The 23,752-nt window shown below is 50.7% G+C and carries 19 protein-coding genes; 14 read left to right on the plus strand and 5 right to left on the minus strand.

Translation table 11 applies throughout. The features are described from left to right. Positions 1-730: 730 nt before the first annotated feature. On the minus strand, positions 731-910 hold the full coding sequence (locus tag C3F13_14200; GenBank protein ID PWB51583.1) for a hypothetical protein: 180 nt from the start codon (positions 908-910) through the stop codon (positions 731-733). Between C3F13_14200 and C3F13_14205 the strand changes: the two genes are divergently transcribed. Next, complete coding sequence (locus tag C3F13_14205) at positions 909-1,640, plus strand: hypothetical protein (GenBank protein PWB51584.1); 732 nt, start codon at positions 909-911, stop codon at positions 1,638-1,640. The genes C3F13_14200 and C3F13_14205 overlap by 2 nt on opposite strands. Positions 1,641-2,466: 826 nt before the next feature. Here C3F13_14205 and C3F13_14210 read toward each other — a convergent pair. Then, positions 2,467-4,677 carry a hypothetical protein gene (locus C3F13_14210; GenBank protein ID PWB51585.1) on the minus strand — a complete coding sequence of 737 codons (2,211 nt, stop codon included), beginning with the start codon at positions 4,675-4,677 and terminating at the stop codon, positions 2,467-2,469. 117 nt (positions 4,678-4,794) lie between these two features. Beyond that, positions 4,795-5,487, minus strand: coding sequence for a hypothetical protein (locus tag C3F13_14215; protein PWB51586.1), 693 nt, complete (start codon positions 5,485-5,487; stop codon positions 4,795-4,797). 872 nt (positions 5,488-6,359) lie between these two features. On the opposite strand from C3F13_14215, the gene C3F13_14220 reads away from it, so the two are divergent. The 12 genes from C3F13_14220 (at position 6,360) to C3F13_14275 (ending at position 19,466) form a co-directional block, all read left to right on the plus strand. Continuing rightward, entirely contained in the window at positions 6,360-6,545 is a 186-nt protein-coding gene (locus C3F13_14220) for a hypothetical protein (GenBank protein ID PWB51587.1), read from the plus strand. Positions 6,546-6,761: 216 nt separating this feature from the next. Further along, positions 6,762-7,793: an NAD-dependent epimerase gene (locus C3F13_14225; GenBank protein PWB51588.1), complete on the plus strand. Its 1,032-nt coding sequence runs from the start codon at positions 6,762-6,764 to the stop codon at positions 7,791-7,793. 122 nt (positions 7,794-7,915) lie between these two features. After that, entirely contained in the window at positions 7,916-8,551 is a 636-nt protein-coding gene (locus tag C3F13_14230; protein PWB51657.1) for a 3-oxo-5-alpha-steroid 4-dehydrogenase, read from the plus strand. 256 nt (positions 8,552-8,807) lie between these two features. Next, positions 8,808-10,106 (plus strand): divalent metal cation transporter, encoded by a 1,299-nt coding sequence (locus tag C3F13_14235; GenBank protein PWB51589.1) that lies wholly within the window; start codon positions 8,808-8,810, stop codon positions 10,104-10,106. Between the two features lies 1 nt (position 10,107). Beyond that, complete coding sequence (locus tag C3F13_14240; protein ID PWB51590.1) at positions 10,108-11,016, plus strand: hypothetical protein; 909 nt, start codon at positions 10,108-10,110, stop codon at positions 11,014-11,016. Between the two features lie 26 nt (positions 11,017-11,042). Beyond that, positions 11,043-13,472 carry an ATP-dependent protease gene (locus C3F13_14245; protein PWB51591.1) on the plus strand — a complete coding sequence of 810 codons (2,430 nt, stop codon included), beginning with the start codon at positions 11,043-11,045 and terminating at the stop codon, positions 13,470-13,472. After that, positions 13,459-14,013 (plus strand): hypothetical protein, encoded by a 555-nt coding sequence (locus C3F13_14250; GenBank protein PWB51592.1) that lies wholly within the window; start codon positions 13,459-13,461, stop codon positions 14,011-14,013. The genes C3F13_14245 and C3F13_14250 overlap by 14 nt, the downstream gene beginning before the upstream one ends. Further along, entirely contained in the window at positions 14,003-16,303 is a 2,301-nt protein-coding gene (locus tag C3F13_14255) for a hypothetical protein (GenBank protein ID PWB51593.1), read from the plus strand. The genes C3F13_14250 and C3F13_14255 overlap by 11 nt, the downstream gene beginning before the upstream one ends. A 273-nt stretch (positions 16,304-16,576) precedes the next feature. After that, entirely contained in the window at positions 16,577-17,506 is a 930-nt protein-coding gene (locus C3F13_14260) for a hypothetical protein (protein ID PWB51594.1), read from the plus strand. A 13-nt stretch (positions 17,507-17,519) separates the two neighbouring features. Further along, entirely contained in the window at positions 17,520-18,446 is a 927-nt protein-coding gene (locus tag C3F13_14265; protein ID PWB51595.1) for a hypothetical protein, read from the plus strand. 17 nt (positions 18,447-18,463) lie between these two features. After that, a complete protein-coding gene (locus tag C3F13_14270) occupies positions 18,464-18,667 on the plus strand; it encodes a hypothetical protein (protein PWB51596.1) in 204 nt (67 codons plus the stop codon). A gap of 199 nt (positions 18,668-18,866) precedes the next feature. Continuing rightward, positions 18,867-19,466, plus strand: a complete 600-nt coding sequence (locus tag C3F13_14275; protein PWB51597.1) for a 5-formyltetrahydrofolate cyclo-ligase — start codon at positions 18,867-18,869, stop codon at positions 19,464-19,466. A gap of 89 nt (positions 19,467-19,555) precedes the next feature. Here C3F13_14275 and C3F13_14280 read toward each other — a convergent pair whose 3' ends face one another. After that, positions 19,556-20,209: a DNA-binding response regulator gene (locus C3F13_14280; protein PWB51598.1), complete on the minus strand. Its 654-nt coding sequence runs from the start codon at positions 20,207-20,209 to the stop codon at positions 19,556-19,558. Beyond that, positions 20,197-21,438, minus strand: coding sequence for a hypothetical protein (locus C3F13_14285; GenBank protein ID PWB51599.1), 1,242 nt, complete (start codon positions 21,436-21,438; stop codon positions 20,197-20,199). Before C3F13_14285 ends, C3F13_14280 begins: the two co-directional genes overlap by 13 nt. Positions 21,439-21,630: 192 nt before the next feature. Here C3F13_14285 and C3F13_14290 point away from each other — a divergent pair, with 192 nt between their 5' ends. After that, entirely contained in the window at positions 21,631-23,751 is a 2,121-nt protein-coding gene (locus tag C3F13_14290) for a hypothetical protein (GenBank protein PWB51600.1), read from the plus strand. Position 23,752: the final 1 nt, after the last annotated feature.

Raw genomic sequence — 23,752 nt, forward strand, 5'->3', positions numbered from 1 at the left:
TGGACTACAGAATACCATATATAAGCTAAAGACAACCAGTTCTAGGACTTCGGATCAGACGGTTGTGGGTTCGATCCGTCGAAGAACACGACAGGTAACCCCGCCGGAGGCGCCTAAATATAGGGTTATATGCTCACTTTTCCCCCACATGTAGCCATGTTGGGGAAACTGAGCGAATATTTTAGCGCCATTATTAAACTCAAGAAATGGTCAATGTGAAAAAAACCGGTCTCCAGAATTTTCAGGAGACCGATTATGATCGATTTGATTTAGTAGTCTGCTTATGCTTTAAGTGATTTTAGATCGATCGGGATCGGAGTGAGAATTTCATCCATCAGGCGAGCTGCTCCCTCCTGGGTCCCAGGAATATAGTGAGCATAAGCAGCTATTCGGATCGCCAGAGAGTGACCCAGCATCCCCCCCAAAAAAACAAGAAGATCGTCTTATATATCAGACGAGGGAAGTTATTAGAGGGGCGCTTATCAGCTGTCGTGTCTCTACGGAAGGATTAATGGTAAATATTTGGAGCTCGAATAAATAATCCCGCATCTTTTCCTTTACGATTGAACCGGTAGACGGTGGTTAAAGTAAAATGAGTAAAAAAAGGAATCGAGATCATTGTGCTTAAGTTAGGCTCCATCTCACTATTCTTGATAGCTTTGGTAATTGTAGGCTGCCAAGCCAATCCAATTACACCGATTCAAACTCAAACCAAAACAACTACTGCAACTCAAAATCCCTCTCCGATAGCCACCGAAACTCCGACAAACCCGTCTGCAACCGCGACGTCCACTAAAATTCCACCCTCGCCGACCCTCAGCTTTACCAGGACGCCAATCCCGGCCACATCCACGCCGACTCCTAGTCCTACCCCCCAGCTTACGACGCGTAGCCAGGACGACAAGATCATGGTTCTCGTACCCGCGGGCGAGTTCGTGATGGGCAGCCCAGCTGGTGAGGGGGGCGACGATGAAGTCCCGCAGCACAAGGTCACCCTGGATGGCTACTGGATCGACCGAACGGAGGTGACCAACGCGCAGTTCCGCTCTTTTGTTGAGGCGACCGGCTACAGGATGCCGACGACCTGCGATTGGGGAGATCCTACGTATGCCGATGCAGCTAAAACGAATCATCCGGTAGTGTGTGTGAGCCGGGATGACGCCCAGGCGTACTGCGAGTGGGCTGGGGCGCGCCTACCGACCGAGGCTGAGTGGGAGAAGGCAGCGCGGGGAACCGATCGAAATCCTTACCCGTGGGGAATCGGTTTCGACGGGACCCGGCTCAATTACTGTGACATCAACTGTGAAGGTGAACAAAGAGACCCGACGTACAACGATGGTTACGCCCAGACAGCCCCAGTGGGTAGCTACCTGACAGGCGTCAGCCCATATGGAGCACTAGACATGGCGGGTAACGTGTGGGAGTGGGTGAGCGACTGGTACAACTTCTACTACTATGCCAGGTCGCCTGAGAGCAACCCACAGGGACCTAATTCAGGCCAGTATGGAGTGCTTCGAGGTGGCTCTTGGTGGGGCTTTTTCACCAATGCGCGCACAGGCTTCCGTGCCAATTTGGAACCAGATAAACGCGAGTCAATCATAGGGTTTCGCTGTGTAGTTCCGTTCACGTCTTCTCCTTAGATCTGCTTGCCGATATTGACCTTAGGTGGGATGCATTGAGGGAAGCACTTGCCAAGGTGTAAATTGATTGAGTAAAAATCGGACCGGCTTTCAGAAAATTGACCTGGAGGCCGGTTTTTTTAATCATCAATGTGCACTAAAATTAGGTTGCTCATTTAAAATTCAAGCGATTGGCGAGTGAATAGAATCTATTAATTGTGCCAGATAATCCTGATCGGTCAGCTTTACATTTTGCCAAGCGCTTAGATCTACCTGGATTCTGGCATAGTTAAGGAAGGGCTGAGCGGGTGATCAAGCCGTAACTACTCACAAGGACCCCCTCCGCCCAAAATTCGGGCAGGTGACCCCAGCCACGACGATCGGAGAAATCCCATTCCTTCGGATCGGACGGTTGTGCTTCGCCCGATTATTCATTGGAGGGAGGTTTGAATCCGCTAAGTACTCAAGTTTACAGAAACGCCTCAATCATAGTACATTGCGGATTAAATTGTGGGTCGCCTCTCCTTGCTTCGTACTGTATGCAGTTTGAGTGCAATTTGGGTGCAATTATTGTGCAACAGTACGGTGATAACGGACTCTCTGGACTACCTTACCCCCATATATAGCGGTATATAGTACTTCAAGCCACCATATATAGGCAGCGGACATACTGGACATCCCTCCCTCCTCCCTTCCAGGGAGGGTGTGTTTAATAACTACTCGAAATATAGCAATCGTTTTCGCACGTCATTGTTATTCGTGCTAGTCTGTTATTCGCGTAATTACACCGTAAACGAGCTTTCCTTATCTTTGAGGATTTTTGAAGCGCGTCTCTCTTCATGGTGTATTACGGCTCACTCTGGACTTCCCACAAAATCACAGTCCCGTCATAGGAACTGGAGGCTAACAACTCTCCGGAGGGCGAAAAAGCCAGGTCTGTCACGTAATCCCCATGACCATAGAGAATTTTCAAGAGAGTGCCATCCGCGGTACGCCACAGGCGCACGGTGTGATCGTAGGAGCCGGTGGCTAGGGTATCGCCATCTTTCGAGAAGGCCATCCTCATGACCCCTGCCAGCTCAAGCTGGTACAACCGCTCGCCATCCGCGACGCGCCAAAGCTCCGCCTGCCCTAGATCCATGCCGTCTTCATTTTTGGACACGGTGGCCAGGGACTGCCCGTCGGGCGAGAAAACTACTTGCGAGAATCCATGAGTCCATTCGATGCCGTTAATCGAAAGCACGCGCTTGCCCCCCGGCACTTTCCAGAGCTGGATGGCAGTATCCGGATACCCGAAAATCGCCGCCAAGGCCTTGCCATCGGGTGAAAACGCCAGGTCCTGCACTTCTCCCTGGTAACCTTCCAGCTCACGGATGAGCGTCTCGTTCCCCAGGTCCCAGAGTCGAAGATACCCTTCCAGGTACCCGATTGCCAACATCTTCCCATCTGGCGAAAAAGAAACGCTGGCAGGGACGTATGGCGGTGCTCCTTTCCCCAAGACGATTTCCAGGCTCGTCAATCGCTCCCCGTCTTTCACGCCCCAGAAGCTGCCCTGCGCCCACAGCAGCTGCCCATCCGGGCTAAAGGACACCTTTGCACCACCATACCCTTGATTATATGGATCTTCGATCGTCTTTTCCAGCTGGCCATCATCAGTCCCCCACAAGCGGGCAGTTAAATGCGGATTGCTGCTGGTCGCCGCCAGGGTCTTTCCATCCGGCGAAAAGGCAACGCCATCTACACTGGTACCATATGCCTCGAATGTTGCCACTCTAGCAGCGTTGTTGGGGTCGAAAATGTGAATGGCATCGGCTGTCCAGATCAGCAAAGTCCCTTCGTTGGGCGCGTAGGCCAGCTCGAGCGGAGCTTGTATATCTACCACGGTTTGTTTACCATCTGGGAGCAGCCAGATCATGGCTTGTGGCGCGCCGAGGCTGCCGGCTGGTCCGCGACCCACAATTGCCAGGGAGTGGCCATCCGGGGCAAATTGCAGGCTGGATACTGATATAAAGCTGCCCTCCAGAGTTAGTAAAAATTTCCCGCTGGAAACATCATACAGCCTGATTTGATCCCGGTCGAGCAGTACCAGGGTCTGCCCATCCGTCGAAAATGCGGCTGATTTTCCGCTGAAAGCTTGTAATACCTTATTCTTTACTAAATCGACCAGGCGCACTGCGCCGGCATTCTCGATTGCCAGGGTCCCGTCGGGTGAAAAGCTCGCTCGCTCTCCTTCCCACTGTTTTAAGAGACTCCCGTCCTCGGTGTTATAAGTGTAAATGAGACGATCATCAATAACGGCCAACGGCATGGTGGCGAGCACGCTCCCATCCCGGGAAAATTCCAACGCAGATCCCAGGACTGAAAAGCGTTCTCCGCCATCTGCAACGCTCCAGAGCTGTACATTACCAGGATATAAGCTCACTGCCAGGCTCTGCCCATCCGGCGAAAAGGCCAGGTCATTCACGCTCGTCTCCCAGCCTATCGATTTTTCCCACATGACCGTCTCCTGTTCGAGATCGAAAAGGTAGATGCTCTGCTGCATGTTCTCCTCCTGGACGCCACCGCTCGCGGAGAAGGTTACCGCACGCAGGCTGACAGCCAGGTAGCGTTTGTCAGCAGACAAAACTACCAAGTGTGGAGAGGCAGGCACAACAGTGAACCCCTCTTCAGGGGAAGGGGTGATGGCGGTAAGCTTGCGCAGCGTGCGCGCCTCGTAAAGGTCGACGCCAAGTGTGGTGGGGATGACCAGCAGCTCCCCGTCCATCGAGTAGAACGGCGTCCCATCGACCATCCCCTGCCCCAACCGCTCGAATTGAATTATCTCAGCTGCATTCTGCAGAGTGATTGTTCCATTGGCTATCTCTGTAGGAACCGCTGTGGCACTGGGTGTGGGCGTATCAAGAGCTACCTTTGAAGGCAGTGGGGTGATGGTGCTGGCGGGCGTGTACCGTGCAGTGGGGTTGGACGATTGCGCAGGCTGTGAGCTGCAGCTGGCGAGCACCACTGAAATTGTGATCACAACCAGAGTTCGAAAGATGGTCTTCGTCAGAGCCTCCATAATTTATCCTCCTCCAAACAGCCTGCGCGAATCAGGTGCGGTGGGGCACCCGGCTCGCACAAGGTTCCAGATCCAACCGCTGATCATAGCGATTGTGCGTGGACATTGGGTCTGGTTCTACGGCCTTTCGGTAGGAGGTGGGCAATCGGGGCATAGGTTGGTTTCTGGGCGGAAGTTGAAGGACTGGATTAGTGTGTTATACAGCGCCTCGGCCTGTGTGTGCACATCTGGCGAGCCCTCCATCGGCATGATCGTCAGGTGATACAGGCGGTCGTTATGCAAGACGACCACCTGGCGGTTGATATCCTGTCCGGTGAGGCCATCCAGCATGATCGCCTGCTCTTGATCAATTTCCAGAGAGGCGCGCTTAACCTCCAAACTAGGGACGCTATAATCTGCAATGAGTTGGTCTGCGGCTTGCTCGACGGTCCTGCCGTTTGAAGGCTCGACATGGATGAATAAACTGGGGTCTAATGAGTTCAATACCGAGCGTTTCATCAACATAATATCCATATCGCTTGAAAAAACGATATCATACCCAACCGGGTACTGCAAACAATATCCCTGGATATCGTTTATCAAGAGCCGCGTCTCATCGGAATTTCGGAAGCAAATGGCTTCAATTTTATCAATTACCTCGGCCTGAGTGACCACTGCAGTAGCCATCGGGCTAGCCGGAGCCGGGGCGTCAGTCGGAACCGAGGTGTTAGTTGGAGCCGAAGTGATGGTTGGTTGTTCTGAGCTGGCTGCTTGAGTGCAGGCTGATAGTGCCAGAATGGCAAAAAATAGAATGAAATGTTTGATCTTCATGGCATTCTCCTCTTATTGTCTATCTCTAATTTGAACGGTTGAGTTGGCTCTCATCCATCAGCGCATTTCCTGGGTATATCTATGCATTATTCTCCACGACGAAAGCATTCAACATATCCTTGATTGAAATAATACCGATTAAGTGGTTGCCGGCAGCTACGGGTAGCTGCTGAGCACACTTTTTTTAAGCGAGCGGTGATACCCATGAATCTGATGATGAGAAGCCTCTTTGTTCCTTCGCATCATATCCTGCTGAAGCCTTGCTACAACGATAAAGGTTCCTGCCATAACGATCTATTGGTATGAACCGAGTTTCGGTGTAATTCCCGATTATATACCGGCCTTGAGGACAGGCATGGTTCCCAGCATATTAGTTATTGGCTGATATGTGTCAGACTAAATTATTAGACGTGAAAATTACCTTTTTGTTCCATGATTATTATCGGATAATTCAAATGTGTTGAACATTTTGACAAACCTCGCCCAATGTCAATAATGACTTCATGGAAAGACAACATGTATGACCTGATCCAACGGGTCGCCTTTCTTTGTATGATATGCAGTGCCCTTCGGGAACAATTCGGGAACAGATAGCCTGAAATATCCTGGCGAATCATTGACTAAATCGACGTACTAGATGGCTATATTTGCCTGATTCGGGTACAAGATTTTCCCTTCCGGGGAGGGTGTGTTTAAGGGAATGGAATACCACCCAGAACGTAGTAGATTTATTTTGGTTTCTATGGGTCTATCTGATTTACACCCAGATAGAATTTTCTATATATGCGATTAAACAAGGCACGACCCAGATATTGATGGTTTATGAGAGGGGAAACTCCTTTTCAAAAACTTAGTATCCAGCCTTACTCAGTATTAGTCACCTTGCTTGCGTGAATAAACCTCCCCGCTTCGAAGCCCCATCGTTAATTGACCCTCCACCTGGTTGCCCGTTTGCCAACCGCTGCCCTCAGGCGAGTGATCCATGCCGCAGCAGCATACCAGATCTGATCTATCTGGATGCCGGCCATTGGGTGCAGTGTTTTTTGTTTCACAAGTAAAATAAACAACATTTACGATTAATGACAGGCAATGATGACCTGGTGGGTTGACAGGTACACCCTCCAGGGATTTCTGGGGTTATAGCAAGCAGAAATCCAATTGGCATTCTGTTCTTTGGATCCAACATCACACCCTGGCACGCAATGGGGATATATGACCAAACCAACACGATGGATCCTTGTCACCTTCGATCGCGATAAAAACCGCTTGAGAACGTGGAGTTCACTGTGAGTGACCGGCTGCTTATAACAGGAGCTTCAGGGCTGGTTGGGGCGAACCTTGTCCGTGCACTATTAGCGCAGGGCAGGAATGTACGTGCCTTGATCCATCATGATCACCGAGCTCTGGATGGTTTAGATGTGGAAACCATTTCCGCAGACGTGCGTGACCAGGCATCTCTGGAGCGTGCAATGGCTGGGATTGAGGTAGTCTATCATCTGGCTGGGTCAATCTCTTTGGAGATGGATAGTGGGTCGGAGATGATGGAGATCAATACCATTGGCACTCGCCTTGTGGTGAATGCGTGCATGAAATGCGGCGTGCAGCGCCTGATACACTTCAGCACGATAGACGCTTTAAAAAAGGATAGCCTGGGTACACCCGTGGACGAGGAACAACCGCTAATCGATGCAGATCTCACTGATGATGAGTTAGCACGCATCCCGCCCTATGATTTATCGAAGGCGCGGGCCGAGCGCGAGGTGCTGGCAGGGATTGGGCGTGGATTGGACGCAGTGATTGTGCGACCCACCGCTATGCTTGGGCCATATGATTTTAAGCCCTCACTTATCGGACAAGCATTGCTGCAATTGGCTAACGGGAAGATACCTGCCCTGGTTAAAGCTGGTTTCGATTGGGTCGATGTGCGCGATGTAGTGGCGGGAGTTATGCGGGCTGAACGAGACGCTCCAGCGGGGTCATCTTACATGCTGGGTGGAAATTGGCACACCCTCAGAGAGGTGGCAGTGATGGCAGCAGCTTTCTCACAGCGAAGCGCGCCGCGACTCACCGTGCCTTTCTGGCTGGCAGATTTATTCGCCCCGGTGATGTTAAAGCTGGCAAGCTTTAATAACACACATCCGATTTATACCCGCGTCACCCTCGAAGCCCTGCGCGGTGATCGGCATGTAAGTTCAGCCCGGGCTGAACGCGAGCTGGGTTACACAGCTCGTCGATTATCTGAGACGGTGCGGGATACGCTCACCTGGTTCCAGGAACAGGGCTACTTGCGAGGAGGTACACCTTGAGCCAGGATAAACTGCAATTTGCTTTAATCCTGACTGGAATTGTAGTGGCAGCCGGAGTCTTCGTTGCGCTATTCTTTATCAGTGCGCCATACGGTAGGCACGCCCGTCGTGGCTTCGGGCCGATGATCCCGAACCACCTCAGCTGGATGATCATGGAAACCCCGTCAGTGGTCTTGTTTGCCGTGTTATTCGCCATGGGCAACGCCCCAAAAAATCTGCCCATCCTGGTGTTTTTTGTACTTTGGGAGCTGCACTACATACACCGAGCCTTCATCTATCCCTGGACCATTCGGGATGGTCGCAAAAAGATGCCCGTTGTGGTGATTATGTTGGGATTTGCCTTCAATATTGGCAACTCATACGCAAATGGGCATTACCTGTTCACCCATTCAGGTGGGTACCCGTCGAGCTGGGTGCTGGATTATCGCTTCCTAGGCGGAACGAGCTTGTTTCTGGCAGGCTTAGTTATTAACCGCTGGGCAGACACAAAACTACGTGCGCTGCGCAAGCCAGGTGAGGTGAGCTACAGCATCCCCAATGGCGGCTTGTTTAACTGGATTTCCTGCCCGAACTATCTGGGTGAAATCATCGAGTGGACCGGCTGGGCTCTGGCCACCTGGTGTTTACCAGGCCTGGCTTTTGCGGTATGGACGTTTGCCAACCTCGCTCCACGTGCTCGCTCTCACCACGCCTGGTATCATGCTAACTTCCCGGAGTACCCGCAGCAACGTAAAGCCCTGATCCCCTGGGTCTGGTAGAACATCTGATAGAAAGTAAATTTGTTTTGGCATTGAACAACCATTACGGTTTTTATGGTCCTGCCTTATCCCGGTTTTCCCACCCATAAAAATCAGTAGTTCTTGAAATCGAGCGATTTAGTAGAGTGCTCTAATCGAATAATCATAAATTATGGATTTTCATAATTCACAAACCTGTTATTATGAGGGTTGTTAGCGAGAGAGAAACCACATAGCAGTGACTAATATTTAAGATGTGGTTTAAAATGTATACAACATGGCAAAAGAAAAACCTGCTCCTGCTGAGTTGAGTAAGACCGAAAAGGCTGCCGCACTCATCCTTTCAGGGAAGAGCAAGAAACGTGGTCTGGCACGCCTGATGCCATTTATGGGCCCGGCTTTCATTGCCAGTGTGGCCTACATGGACCCGGGGAATTTCGCCACCAACATCCAGGGCGGGGCGAAGTTCGGGTATACGCTGCTATGGGTGATCGTGGCCACCAACCTGATGGCTATGCTCATCCAGACCCTCTCCGCCAAGCTGGGCATTGCCAGCGGGAAGAACCTGGCTGAGCTGTGCCGTGAAAGCTTTCCCCGCCCGGTGGTCATCGTCATGTGGATCCTGATGGAAATCGTAGCCATGGCCACCGACCTGGCCGAATTCCTGGGTGCGGCGCTGGGTTTCTACCTTTTGCTTGGCATTCCCTTGTGGATCGCGGGTATTATCACTGCCATTGTCACCTTTATCATCCTTGGGTTGGAGCGCTACGGTTTCCGGCCGCTTGAGGCGGTTATCACAGCTTTAATTGCCGTGATCTCCGTAAGCTACCTGATTGAGACCATCCTGGTTCATCCAGATTGGAAACAGGTCGCGTACCATGCGGTGGTGCCCCAATTTGCTGGTCCAGAAAGCGTGTTGCTGGCTGCGGGCATCTTAGGCGCAACGGTGATGCCGCATGTGATCTTTCTGCATTCTGCCCTGACCCAAAAGAGGATCGTGGTACGGACACCTGCTAAGCTGCGCCAGTTGTTTAAATTTGAGGTAACTGACGTGGTGGTCGCCATGGGGGTAGCCGGCTTGATCAATGCCGGCATGCTGATTGTGGCGGCTTCCACGTTTTACCGCACAGGCCTGGTCAATGTCGGTACCATTCAAGAAGCACACCAAACCCTGCAACCCTTGTTAGGCAAAGCCTCCAGTTTCTTTTTCGCTTTAGCGTTGCTGGCTTCTGGCTTATCGTCCTCATCGGTGGGGACCATGGCCGGCCAGGTCATCATGCAGGGCTTTTTGCATGCCGAGATACCCGTTTGGATCCGCCGCGTGGTGACCATGGTTCCATCGCTGCTGGTGATTTTTATTGGGTTGGACCCCACCCGCACCCTAGTCATCAGCCAGGTGGTGTTGAGTTTTGGATTGCCCTTCGCGGTAATCCCCCTGATCCTGTTCACCTCCAGGCGAAAAATTATGAAGGTGCTGGTCAACCACCAGATCACTACCATGGTGGCGAGCCTGGTAGCAATCGTGATAGTTGCGTTGAATATTTACCTGCTCGTGCAGATATTTTCAGGAAAATGACATGACTATTAAAAGTATCCTCGTTCCATTAGATGGTTCGAAGCTATCTGAAACAGTCCTACCACTGGCTTCATTGCTGGCGCAGAAAAACCAGGCCAGGCTGATCTTGTTTCACGTCATTGAGCAGAATGCCCCTGATTCAATCCATGGCGACCATCACCTGACTGACCAGCTAGAAGCGTCTCAATATCTTGACGAGATCTGCCGATCTATGCCACCCTCCATTACTGTGGACCAACACGTGCATTCGAGCGCGGAGAAGGATGTCGCAGATAGTATCGTAGCGCACAGTAAGGAACTGGGTGTGGATTTAATCAGTATGTGCGCGCATGGGCAAAGTGGGCTTCAGAAACGCATCTTTGGAAATATTGCGCAGGAAGTCATTTCGCGCGGTGATGTGCCTGTGCTACTGGTCTCGCCCGAGAAGGAACGCATCGCCGAATCCTGCACCTGCCAGTGTATCCTGGTACCTTTAGACGGCAACCCTGACCATGAAGCAGGTCTTGCCATGGCTGCCGAGCTATCCCGTACCTGCCAGGCCAAGCTGCACCTGGTGATGGTGGTACCTAATTTGGCTTCCCTGCCAGGTGAGCAGGCAGCCTCAGCGGCGTTGCTACCCGGTGCTGCGTCTGCTTTGCTTGAGCTTGACTGTGAAGAAGCTGAGCTTTACCTGGCGCAGCTAATCGGTGAGCTGTTGGAACAGAATATCAACGTCACAGGTGAAATCCAACGGGGTGATCCCGCCAAGCAGATTGTCCGTTCCGCAAGAGCATTTACGGCTGACATGATCGTCCTGGGTACCCATGGGAAGACAGCCTTGGATGCCTTCTGGTCAGGGAGTGTGACCCCCAAGATAATCACCCAGACCCACCTGCCGTTATTGCTTGTCCCTGTTCATGATAGTGAATGATTTATTGATCAAGATTGGAGGCTCGTATGGTAAACGAATTAAAAGCGGAGCAGGCCTATAAAGTATGTGGAAAAGAAAACATTGGTTGCGATTCCAGCCAGGAGTTATCCCCACTGGAAACCATTGTCGGTCAAGACCGTGCCATCCGCGCCATGCAATTCGGGTTGGGCATCAAGGAGAAAGGTTTTAATATATACGTCTCTGGCATGCCGGGCACCGGGCGAACAACCGCCGTGAGGCGATACCTTGAAGAAATGGCTGCCACAAAACCGGTGCCTATGGACTGGTGTTATGTCAACAATTTCGAGGATGCTTATCACCCACACGCATTGAGCCTTCCCGCCGGTCGGGCAGTTGAGCTTCAGAAGGGCATGGAGCACCTCACCAAGCTGGTCTTCCAGGAAGTACGTAATGTCTTCGAGAGCGAAGAATACGCCAAGCACAAGGATGAAGAGTTAAAAAAGTTCCAGCAGCAAAAGCAGCAGATCCTGGAGCAGGTCAGCCAACAAGCCAACCTGGAGGGTTTCATGCTACAACCGACCCCCATGGGGGTGGTGACCGTACCGACGCGTAACAACAAACCTATGAGCGAAGAAGATTTCATGAAGTTATCCCAAAAGGATAAGGAAGCCCTGCTCCAAAAGCAACAAAAGGTGCAGAGTGCGCTTGAGGCGTCGATCCGCCAGTCCAAGCTCCTCGATAAGGATGCTATGGAAGCTGTCGACCAGCTCGACAAGCAAATTGCCGCGTATGCCTTGCGTAGCTGGTTCGATGACATGCAGCAAAAGTTTGCAGACCTGCCAGAAGTGACTCAATTTATTGAAGCAGTTCAAGCAGACTTGCTTGATCAGGTGGAGTTGTTCAAGACAGACGGGCAAGAGGAAACCCCTGCGTTACCCTTTATGTCCCAACCCAAGACTTTGCCAGTCAAGAAGTATGCGGTAAATATCCTGGTGGATAATTCCAGGCAGAAGGGTGCACCGGTCATCGTCGAGACCAACCCCACCCACGAAAACCTGTTTGGCAGGATCGAGCAGGAAGCTCGCTTTGGTGCCCTGGTGACAGATTTTACATTGGTGCGGGGTGGAGCCCTGCACCGGGCCAATGGCGGCTATATCGTCCTCCCTGTTGAAGACGTGCTACGCAGCCCATTCGCCTGGGAGGATTTAAGCCACGCCCTGGCAAACGCCAAGATCGAGGTTGGCGATGCCACGGAAAAGTTTGGGTTTTCCACCAAGAGCTTGAAACCTGAGCCGATCCCGCTGGATATCAAGGTAATCTTGATTGGTAGCCCGGATGTTTTCCAGCTATTAATGACCTATGAAGGGCATTTCTCTGAGTTATTCAAGGTGAAGGCGGAGTTCGATATCTCCATGGACCGTACCCCGGAGCACACGCGTGAGTATGCCGGTTTTGCCACCATGCTGTGCAATCTTGAGCAGCTCAGGCACCTGGACGGCACTGCCCTGGCGCGCCTGGTGGAGCACGGCTCACGCCTGGCTGAAGACCAGGAGAAGCTCTCCACCCGTTTCAGCGAAATCTCGGATGTGATCCGGGAAGCGAATTACTATGCCGGTTTGGATGGGGTAAAAACGATCTCAGCTCAGCATATTCGCAAGACCATCGAAGAGCGCTACTACCGTTCGAACCTGATCCAGGAACGCCTGCAGGAGATGATCCAGCGCAAGGTGATCAAGATCGACATCTCTGGCAAAAAAGTCGGCCAGATCAATGGGCTCTCCGTGCTGGGGCTGGGGGATATCAGCTTTGGCCAACCCAACCGGATCACGGTCAGCCTCAGCCTGGGCAGGGAAGGCGTGGTGAATATCGAGCGCGAAGCCAAGCTTTCCGGCCCGATACATACCAAGGGTGTATTGATCCTTTCGGGATACATGGCCGGGCGATACGCCAAGGATAAGCCGCTCAGCCTGTCAGCCCGGATCGTGTTTGAGCAGAGCTATGGCGGCATCGAGGGTGATAGCGCTTCGAGCACCGAATTGTATGCCCTACTCTCAGCCTTATCGAACCTGCCCATCAACCAGGCAATTGCGGTAACCGGCTCCGTCAACCAGAACGGCGAAGTTCAGGCCATCGGTGGAGCCAACGAGAAGATTGAAGGATATTTCGAGATTTGCAAGGCAGCAGGCCTGACCAGCGAGCAAGGCGTGATGTTGCCAGCCAGCAATGTGGCAAACTTGATGCTCAAAGAAGAAGTGGTGGAAGCCATCCGTGAGGGTAAATTTCACCTGTGGCCGGTGAGTACGATCGATGAAGGGATTGAAGTTTTGACAGGTGTGAGGGGGGGCGAGCGCCTGCCGGATGGAAAATTTGAGCCTGAGACAGTGAATGCCCTGGTCGATCAGCGCCTGCGTGAGATGGCGGAAGCCCTGCAGCGATTTGGGAAGCAAGATAACAACAAGAGTCAGGAAGCAGCTAAAAACAATGACGCAGGTTGATACGCTTGGTATCCTGGAAATCCTGGACCAGCACCTTGGCTGGTATCCCTTAATGGAGCTGCAGGATGCATATAAATTGATCTACCAGGCGGTGCTTGGCCCTGAGCACCTGATCGGTTCCCCCGAAGAATTTTCCCGCTATCTGGAACTGGAATATGCCTCACTCCAGGCTGATGCCGCACAGCATTTATTTGAGCCGATCCGGGCAGATGGTTCGCTTTTTCGCCTCAACCTGCGAGCTTATAAGGCACGAGAATTGGGGCTTGCCGGATTGGTGACTCCCTTAATGATGACTGCCCAGTTCATCCAAGGCACACAATCGGAGCTACGTCTCACCTGGGGAAGTTTCACCCAGCTGTGCTTGCAGGGTTATGTGCGCCATTTTGAGCCCGAGGAAGTTGAATTGCTCGACTGGCAGCTCATCGAGCAGGATTTCCCTGCCTTGCACCACTCAGAAGCCTACCGGCGCCTTTACCAGCCAGCCTACCGGTTAGTCTCAGCCGGGTTAATCCCTTCCCTGGGCATGCCTGATGAGGCTTGAAGTCACCCCCGACCGCGGGCGCCTGAGTATCACCCTTCCAACTTTACCGGGCGAGGATAGCGATACCCTTACCGCTTGGGTTAGTTTTCGATTTCCAGGAGAGGCTAAGCTTAATAAGACTTACCTGCACAGCCAGGATTGCAGGGTCGAAGAAGAGGCATTTATAGACGTGCACGGAGCCGGCACACAACGCACACTGCGTACTCAGCCAGGTGGCGCTGGGCTCAGTCTGAGTTATTGTATTCGCAGCTACGACCAGCGACCTTTCCTTTTGATACGGATCTCGGCGCTGAACGAGGGATCAGGGGCGATACAGCTGCAGGAGTTCTGCCTGGCAGAAAGCGTGTCTGCCATGCAGATTTTATCCTTTGATCACCCGTCCAGCTTGCGCTTTTTCAAGGTGGGCTGGCATGGCTGGGATTTCACCGGGACGAAGCTGCCCGGAACGCGTAATGCGTGTTCCTGGGCTGACCGGTTGACCAGCGCATCTTATTCCAATCCAGTCACACCCAAGCCTCACCGCCCGGATGAATACTGGTCGGAGGGCTGGGGGATGCTGGCTTCAGCCAAGGCCTGCCTGGTGGCTGGATTGGTTTCAACTGCCAGCCAGTTTGGGCAGGTATATTCCTGCACTCGCCCGCATGAAACTGCCTTTCGCATGGTCACCCAGCTGGATGGGGTATGCCTGAGCCCTGGGGAAAAGCGCGATTCGGAGTGGGGTTTCATCCAGCTCGTCGAGCTACCTCACCCTGAGCCCATGGCTGAATACGTGGAAGCCGTGGCTCGCCAGATGGATGCGCGGGTTCCTGCCACCCCGCCCCCCATGTGGACGCACTGGTATCACTTCTACCATGATATCAGCGAACAAAAGCTGCTCGAAACAGCGTATGTGCTGGCAAGCCATCGGAGTGACCTGCTATTCACACTGATCGAGCTAGATGATGGCTACCAATCTGCCTGGGGGGACTGGACAACCACCAATGATAAATTCCCGCATGGGCTGAGCTGGTTGGCGGAGCGGATCAAAGCCGGAGGTTTTACCCCGGGGTTATGGCTGGCGCCGTTTGTCGTCCACTCCAGGTCTCGCATTGCCCGGCAACACCCCGACTGGCTGGTGAAAAACAAGCGAGGCAAGCCGACCTTTGCCGCTTTTGTTTACAACCTGGTTTTAAATGCCCTGGACCTGACCAACCCTGAAGTGCTCGATTATCTGCAGCAGTTGGCCTCTGAGCTGACTCACAAAATGGGCTATGAGATGCTGAAGATTGACTTTATTAACTCTGCTGCCCTCCCTGGCAGGCGGATGAATCCCAAATTAACCAGGGCTGAGGCACTGCGTGCGGGGTTGCAGGCAATCCGGCAAGGGGCAGGCGAGCAGGTATTCCTGCTTGGAAGTGGCTGTCCTTTCGGACCGGCCATAGGTCTGCTGGATTCCATGCGTATCGGCCCGGACACAGCCCCATCCTGGGAGCCGTATTTCAACTGGTTGACATGGGCAGGACCACTGGTTAAAAGCAATCCGTCCATGCCGTCGTTACGTAATGCCTTACGGAATACGCTCAACCTGAGCAGCCTGCACCGGCGCTGGTGGTGGAACGATCCCGACTGCCTGTTGGTGCGGGAAGGCGATACGCGTCTGACCGAAGCAGAGGTGCAGAGTGCCATCACCCTGGTGGGACTAAGCGGGGGCTTGTTCGTGGTGAGCGATGACCTGCAAAAAGTGAGCACCGCACGTTTGCGGTGGGTGAGTAAGCTTGTTCCCAACCTGGGCTTGCGCGGATTAGCTCTGGACCTGTTGGAGTCGGAAATGCCAACATCATACCGGGCGAAACTGGAGCAAGGCGGGCAGGCCTGGCAGCTGGTGGCGTTATTCAACTGGGCTGACCAGCCGGCGGATATTAGCTTGCGCTTTTCCGACCTGGGGTATCCCGTTGGAACCCGGCTGCACTTGTTTGACTTCTGGCAGGGAGCGTACCAATCCACGGAAGCACCAGAAGTAGTCTATGCGAGCATCCCTGCACATGGCTGCAAGCTGGTGCGGGTGTGCAAGGCAGGGGAAGGTATCCAGGTCGTGGGAGACACCTTGCACATCTCCCAGGGAAAGGAGCTTGTTTCCTTGCGCATAGTCGACGACAACCTGGAGATCGTGACGATGGAGATGGGGAGGCATGTGCAAGGTGAGCTATGGCTCAGCTTGAAGGAAGAGCCTGGTGGAGCGCTGTTTAATGGGGTACCGGCTATGCTAGAGCAGCAGGATGAGGGAGTGTATTTAGTAAAAATTAATCGCTAATGTTTAGATGATAAAAATGTAAAAACCAATGAATTTTGGTCTTCCCACACCCTCTGTGATTAAATCCACAATGTTGATTTGTTGATAAAGTTATTGTAAAATGAAAATATGAAATTTACATCGGATCAATAAAACAATTCAGGCGGGTGTTCAGGTAATAATAACCTGAACCTCTCACTAGCAATCATCCTCGACCGCTGACATGTGTTAGCGGTTTTTTGTTGGTGGAGAGAAGCTCAACAGACATGATCTTCTATAGTAAGGAGGCCAGCAATGGACACCAAAGGTTACATAAAGAGCATGCTGATTGCAATTGATGGCTCTGAACATTCGTTTGCAGCGGTCAAGTTGGTCAGCGATTTACCAGAACAATCCCTGCCCAGGGGAGAGAGTTGTCTTGTTACCGCGTTAGGTGTTTTGCTCTTGCGAAATGCCTCCGATCACTATATCTACATGGCTCCTTTGAAACAAGCTCAGAAAATTCTTGAAGCAAAAAGCTACCAGGTTGTTATTGATCAAATCCTGGGTTATCCTGCAGAAGTGATCACAAATTATGCTGACTCGCACTCTGTTGACCTGATTGTTTTAGGTGCAAAAGGGTTACGAGCAACTTTAGGTATATTGCTTGGAGGCGTGGCACAACAAGTCGTGGAATATGCATCTTGTCCTGTACTGGTTGTACGCTCCCCATATCACGGAATAAAGCGGGTATTGTTAGCTGTCGATGGATCAGAATTCAGTCAGTTTGCGGCTCATTATCTGGCAAATTTCCCATTCCCGCATGAAACTCAGATCGATATTGCTCATGTTTTGCCACCCACTCCTATCCTCAAACCGGATTACCTGATTCGTACATGGCAGTTGCCTGAAGAAATTGTCCAAGAATACTCGACCATGAAAGAAGAAGAATTACAGAAAATATATCAAGAAGAAGAGGAGAAGGGGGAAAGATATCTACGACAGACGGAAAAGTTGTTGAACTCTACTGGAAGACAAACGACAAGCGTTCTGTTGAGAGGCGATGCAGCAACTGAGATCATTGAGTATGCCAACAAGAACAGCATCGATATGATCATTGCAGGGTCACGAGGGCTAAGTGAGATGGAGGGCTGGTTACTAGGGAGTGTCTCCCGCAAACTGGTCCACTATGCTCCTTGCTCGGTAATGCTCGTCAAGCGCGCACCGAAACAATTGGCAAAATAGATTGAGGTGAATTATGAAATCAGATGATCAAAAGCGTTTTTCAAAAATTATCCTGGCGGTTGACGGTTCTGAGCACTCCATGGTAGCGACACGTTATCTAACTAACCTTCCGATTTCTCCAAGCTGTAAAATATGCGTTCTCACCGTGCTAGACACACCTCATACTCCAAGACGGCAGTTACTGTTGGCTGCGCTAGAACAGGCATGCGATATTCTTAGAGAAAAGCATACCGACATTGAATACGGTTTGCTTCATGGCCATCCAGCTGCTTCGCTGGTTGATTTTGCGAATGACTACCGCCCGGACCTGATCGTCATGGGTGCTAAAGGATTACGTGCCACCCTGGGTATACTACTGGGTGGTGTTGCTCAACAAGTGGCTGAATATGCTCACTGGCCTGTATTAGTCATCCGCCCATTAAGTCCACCACCTCATCGAATATTGATTGCATTGGATGGCTCAGAATATAGCCAGGCATTATTGGATTATTGCTGCATATTTCCATTGTCACCAAATGATGAATTTCATCTTGTGCATGTAATTCCACCATTACCGCAATATGATGCTCAAGAGACGCCCAGAATTTGGCAGATGGGTACAGAAGTCTTCCAGACGCTACCGATTGACTACAAAGATAATACTGATGAAATTAATGAAAAGTATAAAACCGAAGGGAACGAGATTCTTGAGCAGGGAGTCCGGTTTCTTGCAAGCTCAAAACACAGGATTGAGACTGCTTTACTTCAAGGAGACGCTTCCACTGAAATTCTCAATTATTCACAAAACAATTCCATAGACATAATTGCTGTTGGTTCCCGTGGCTTGAGTGAAGTCAAGGGTTGGTTGCTAGGCAGTGTATCAAGAAAACTTGTCCATTATTCACCATGCTCCGTATTAATCGTAAAACGAAAAGATAGCGATAAGTTTGAAAACGCCTGATTATTAAGGAGGCAGTTATGAATGGGGATGGAAAAATAATTTGGTGTGCTGGCTGTGGAATCGAAATCTCCTGGGGAGCTACCATAAAAGAGGGAAGAGCATACTGCTGTGAGGACTGTTCTCAGGGAATACCGTGCTTGTGTGCCGAGAGCCAAGAACTTGATCTTGAGATGAGAGGCAAGCATGGTTTAGCAGGTGAGAATGTCGGATCGACTGGATAGTGCAACAAAAATCAACGACGCAGTGAAATTAAAACCCGATAAACCAAGCAAGCGTATTTACGGTTATCGATTCTTCACAATTAAATTCGTAAAAATTATATAATTAATCCACCGATAAATGACTGTCATTAAGTCCTACAACTCGTGGTTGGTCAAATAAAAGCGATTATTCTGATATCTATCCGGTTACATTAATCAAATGAATATCGTTGAAAATCAGCAAGCGAATATTGCGACACAAAAAAGACAATTGCGTCGAAGGTGCCGTCAAATTCGAGAGGAATTAGGAGAAACAGCTCGGCAGCAAGCCAGCCAATCGATCTGCGCATGGATCGAAAACTGGCCGGTTTTCGAAGCCTCTGATACTATCCTGACGTATATGCCGATGGCTGGTGAAGTTGATCTGACCCAGCTCATGGAACGCCACGCCCACAAGCAATGGGTGCTGCCGCGCATAATCACCGAAGGTATCCACCAAATGGTGTTTCATCCCTACCAGCCCGGAAAGCTGGTCAGCCATCCGTTTGGCATGCAAGAGCCATCCGCAGATTTGCCTGTGATTCCGCCTGGTGATATCCAGCTGGCATTGGTGCCCGGTGTGGCTTTCGACCAACAAGGTTGGCGCCTGGGGTATGGAGGCGGCTATTTCGATCGCTTTCTAAATAAATTCGCCGGTGTCAGCCTCGGAGTAGCTTTCCAGGCAGTGCTGTTTGACCAGCTCCCGCACGGGGAAAACGACATAAGAGTACAATGGATTGTTACCGAAATTGGACTACTGGAACCCGTCGAAATGAATTGACGGATCACTGTTTTCACAGCCAAATTGATCACAGCATATTGGACTTTCGCTTAAGCTTGCGGATCGAGGTCGCCTACTGTTATGTTGGTCTATCCAAGTTTGTCTATCCCATAATGGATAGCCATGATCGCAGCCTGTGTACGGTCGGGGACTTCTAGCTTGGTTAAGATCGCACTTACATGATTCCTTATGGTTCCTTCGGATAAATGTAACTGTTCTGCGATCTCAGCATTCGAAAAACCATGAGCAATCAGGTGAAGGACTTCTACCTCACGCTCAGTTAATTTTTCGGTGATTAAAGTATGTGGTGCTACCTGACTGTCGGTAACCTTTTCCAGGATTTTACCAGCGACCATCGGATCAATATACGATTTCCCATGCAATGTACCATGGATGGCTTCAATCAGCTTCTCCCGAGGGATGTCTTTCAACAGATAACCGCAAGCCCCAGCCCGAATTGCATCAAAAACCCATTCATCGTCTTCAAAGGTCGTCAAAACCAGCACCTTCACCTCAGGTGACTTGCTGACGATACACCGGGTAGCTTCCACACCGTTCATACCAGGCATTTTCAAATCCATGAGCACCAGGTCAGGCTGTAATTCTGCAACCAGCTCAACTGCTTCTGTGCCATCCTGGGCTGATCCGACGACTTCAATATCCTTTTCCAGTTTTAGCAGCAGTTCCAACCCATCCCGAATGATGGCTTGATCATCGCAAATCACAACTCTCATTGCAGACATCCTTTAATCGTCAGGTGAATATTTGTCCCCTGCTGGGGTTGGCTGTTAATGGTCAATTCACCCCCAACCAATTTCGCACGCTCCTGCATCCCGGTCAAGCCGAAATGCCCGGCTAATGAATTCACCTGCGGATTGAAGCCGATACCATCATCCTGAATTACGAGATCGATATCCTTATCAAGATTTTTTAAATGAAAGATTAATTTTGTTGCACGAGCATGTTGGATGATATTTTCGATCGCTTCCTGGATGATGCGGTAAAGCGCCTGCTCAACATTGGGCGGTAGGAACAGATCTCCAACCGGAAACGAGCTTTCGATTACAAGATTACCCCTTTGAGCGGCATAATCCAACAGATTTTGAATCGCACCCTGCAGGCCAAGGTCATCCAGTGGGCTTGCACGCAAGGCCTTGATCGCCCGGCGTGTCTCCTGCAACCCGGTCCGCGTGGCTTCCAAGGAGCTGTCGAGGATAGATTTCGCCGTCTCAGGCTCCACATCCCAATAGGCCTTGATCGTTTCCAACTGCACTGACAGGCCACTCAAGGTGTGAACGACCGTATCATGTAACTCGCGTGACATTCGATTACGCTCACGGCTTAATGTCAGGTTTTCAAACGTGCTTGCGTAATGGGCCAATTGTTTATTGGCGACTTGTAATGAAGCATGTTGTTTGCGCAGCAGGTTTATGAGCTGGTTTATGAATATACCGACAACGATAAAACAAACCGTCCGGACTACGATGATAAAAAAGAAATCTGGCTGACGTATTTGTTCCGAAAAGCCGAATGCATAGACTATCCCAACTTCACCTAAATTAACTGCCAGACTGTACAAGATTATGGCAGTAAGGTTGTAATTCCAGGCGACCAGAGCCAGCGCAATGAACAATACGGGTAACTGCCTGAGGATCATCCCTTCCAGGTTCGAAAGAGGTGCGGGAGGCAGGTGGATATTGAACAAGGGAACGACCAGGATAGGCGTGAGGGTGATAACCAGGATCAATAGCGGAGAGAATATATTCCACCGCGATGATAACCAATTTGAGTAGGATAATGCAAGAAAAATTATTGCAGGGATGAAATTTACCAGATAATAACTCGGACTTGGGGAAACTGGCTGATTTGAATAAATCACCAAATCAACGACGAACAACGACAACAAGTAGGCTAACCAAATCCACCCTGCAATTTGAAAAACCCGCTTCCTATCTGAATAATCGCTGATCATTGCCAAATCATATCATATCGTTCTCGAAAGCCCTTGTGATTGAAGTCATGATTGAAAAAGGAATAAATATGACTGCTGTCATGAATACGACGGGTCAATTTAATATGGACTTTACAAAAATCGTGATTGTGGACACTCACGCCCAGGCTGACCTATTTATATAATGACTTTATCACTGCTTTGGAGATAAATATGAAATATACAAACCTATATCAATGTGTCATAATCATTGCGCTTACCATTTCTCTTGTAGCTTGCGGTTTACCAAGCACAGGCAACAACCAAGCGGAAGTAATTGGCTCGACACCTACAAATGCCCTTCCTATTGGAGAGCAATTCAAGGTAACCGCAACCACCGACCCTTCAGATCAACCAGTAAACTTGAACCCTAATGATGATGAAAGTACAAGCAGCTTTGTATTGAGCAGTCCAGTTGTGGATGAAGGCGGGGAGCTGCCAGTCGACTATACCTGCGATGGTGCGGGAGTGACGGTACCCCTCAGCTGGACAGGTGCACCAGCGGGAACACAAAGCCTTGCTTTACTGATGGATCACATCGCCAGCCCGACTGATATTCACTGGTATTGGATCTTATTGGATATCCCCGCAAATATCACCAGTTTATCGAAGGATACCACCGGAATTGGGGTGCTGGGGACAAACAGTAATAATGACCAGACCGAATATTCGCCTCCTTGTTCAAAAGGACCTGGTTCGAAGACCTATACCTTCACAGTCTATGCTCTGTCGTTTGAGCCACAGCTGTCAATTCCCGCCTCCCAGGTAGATCGAGATACATTCCTGGATGCAATTCAAGGGATAACCCTTGCCAGTGCTCAGCTGAATGTCACTTATGCGAGGCAATCTGAGGCGATCACGGAAAGCCAGCCAACTCCGATGGCTTCCAGTCGTGGAGGGCAGCAAGAGAATCGATCCAACCAGAATCAAGGCGGGGGTAAGCCTCCGCAAGAAGCGATCGCTGCGTGTGAGAATAAACAGGAACAGTCCGCTTGCGAGTTTACGGCTCAAAAAGGGCTCGAAAGCGGGGTGTGTGAGACTGTGCAAGATGAGTTGGCTTGCTCACCAAAGCGAAGTGCAAATGACACCCCCCAGGAACCTGGAAATGGCGGGCAACCCAGTTCAAGCCAACCAGATGTTGATAAGGAAGGTTACACGATTGAGCAAGCCATTTCGGATAAAGCCCAGGGCATGACCATCGCTTTCGATGCATTGGCATTTCTCACCGGCGACCTTGGCGCAGACTCGTTCTTTCCACCAGGCAAGGTGGCAGACTTTTGGGGTTTCCAATACCTGCGCGATAACGACCCCAGCCAGATGGGGCATGCCGGAGATTTCTTAACCAGCGCGGCAATGAATATGCTCAATGTCTTGAGTGTTGACCAGCGTGCTCGCCTGGTGGCCTTGGCAGAAAACCAGGTAGATTCGATTAATAAGTACGGTTATATGCGTTTTGTGTTAATGAAAGCTTTCCAGGATATGCTAGAAGGTAACCTGCCTGCTGGGGCAACCAGCCTGGATGTAAATGCAGTAAATGCTTATTCTGCAGAGCTCTATCAGCTCGATGGTGAAATCAGCTACGAGCGCGCCCAGCTATATGGGCAGATGATTAATGACTTTACAGCAGATCAGCAAGCATACCTGGATGCGATGGAAAACAAGGGGATGCTGGACTGGCCGACCGTTCAGGAACCGTCTGATATGCGCTCGCTGGATCGAGAGATAAAAGTAGCTGTGATGACTTATGCTGCGGATATGTACAGCTGGTATGCAGGCTCTATCGATGCCGATGTGTATTTTTGCCCTGAGCGGCATGGCACATACTTCGGTTCTTTCTACCTCAAGGATATTAAAGCAATGAGTGACCCGGGTTATGCCATCCCAACAGATATGACTGGTAATCTTGGCGATGAAATGCTAGCCACATTGACGTCCGATCAGGCACAACTGATCACTGGACTGGTCGAGATCCAAAAACCATCCCTGTTGAATATTGTCGAAACCCGTCGGCAAGTATCGATTGAGTTGCGCAAATTTCTAGAAGGCGACACTGCCGATAAAGCTACCGTCCTATCATTGATGCAGCGTTATGGTGAATTGGATGGTGAGATTATTTACAACATGGCTGTACACTTTTCAGATGTGAATCAGTCGCTTACCAGTAGTCAGAGAGCCGCATTGGATGCGATGCGTGAGGAGTTGCTTGGAGAGCTTAGCCATCCAAATGGCGCTTACCTTTACTCACAAGCAATATCCATGCCTGAAATTCCCGATACGGATTTCTTGTTCAAGTAAA

The sequence above is a fragment of the Anaerolineales bacterium genome (genome assembly GCA_003105035.1).
In the GTDB taxonomy this organism is placed as follows: domain Bacteria; phylum Chloroflexota; class Anaerolineae; order Anaerolineales; family UBA4823; genus FEB-25.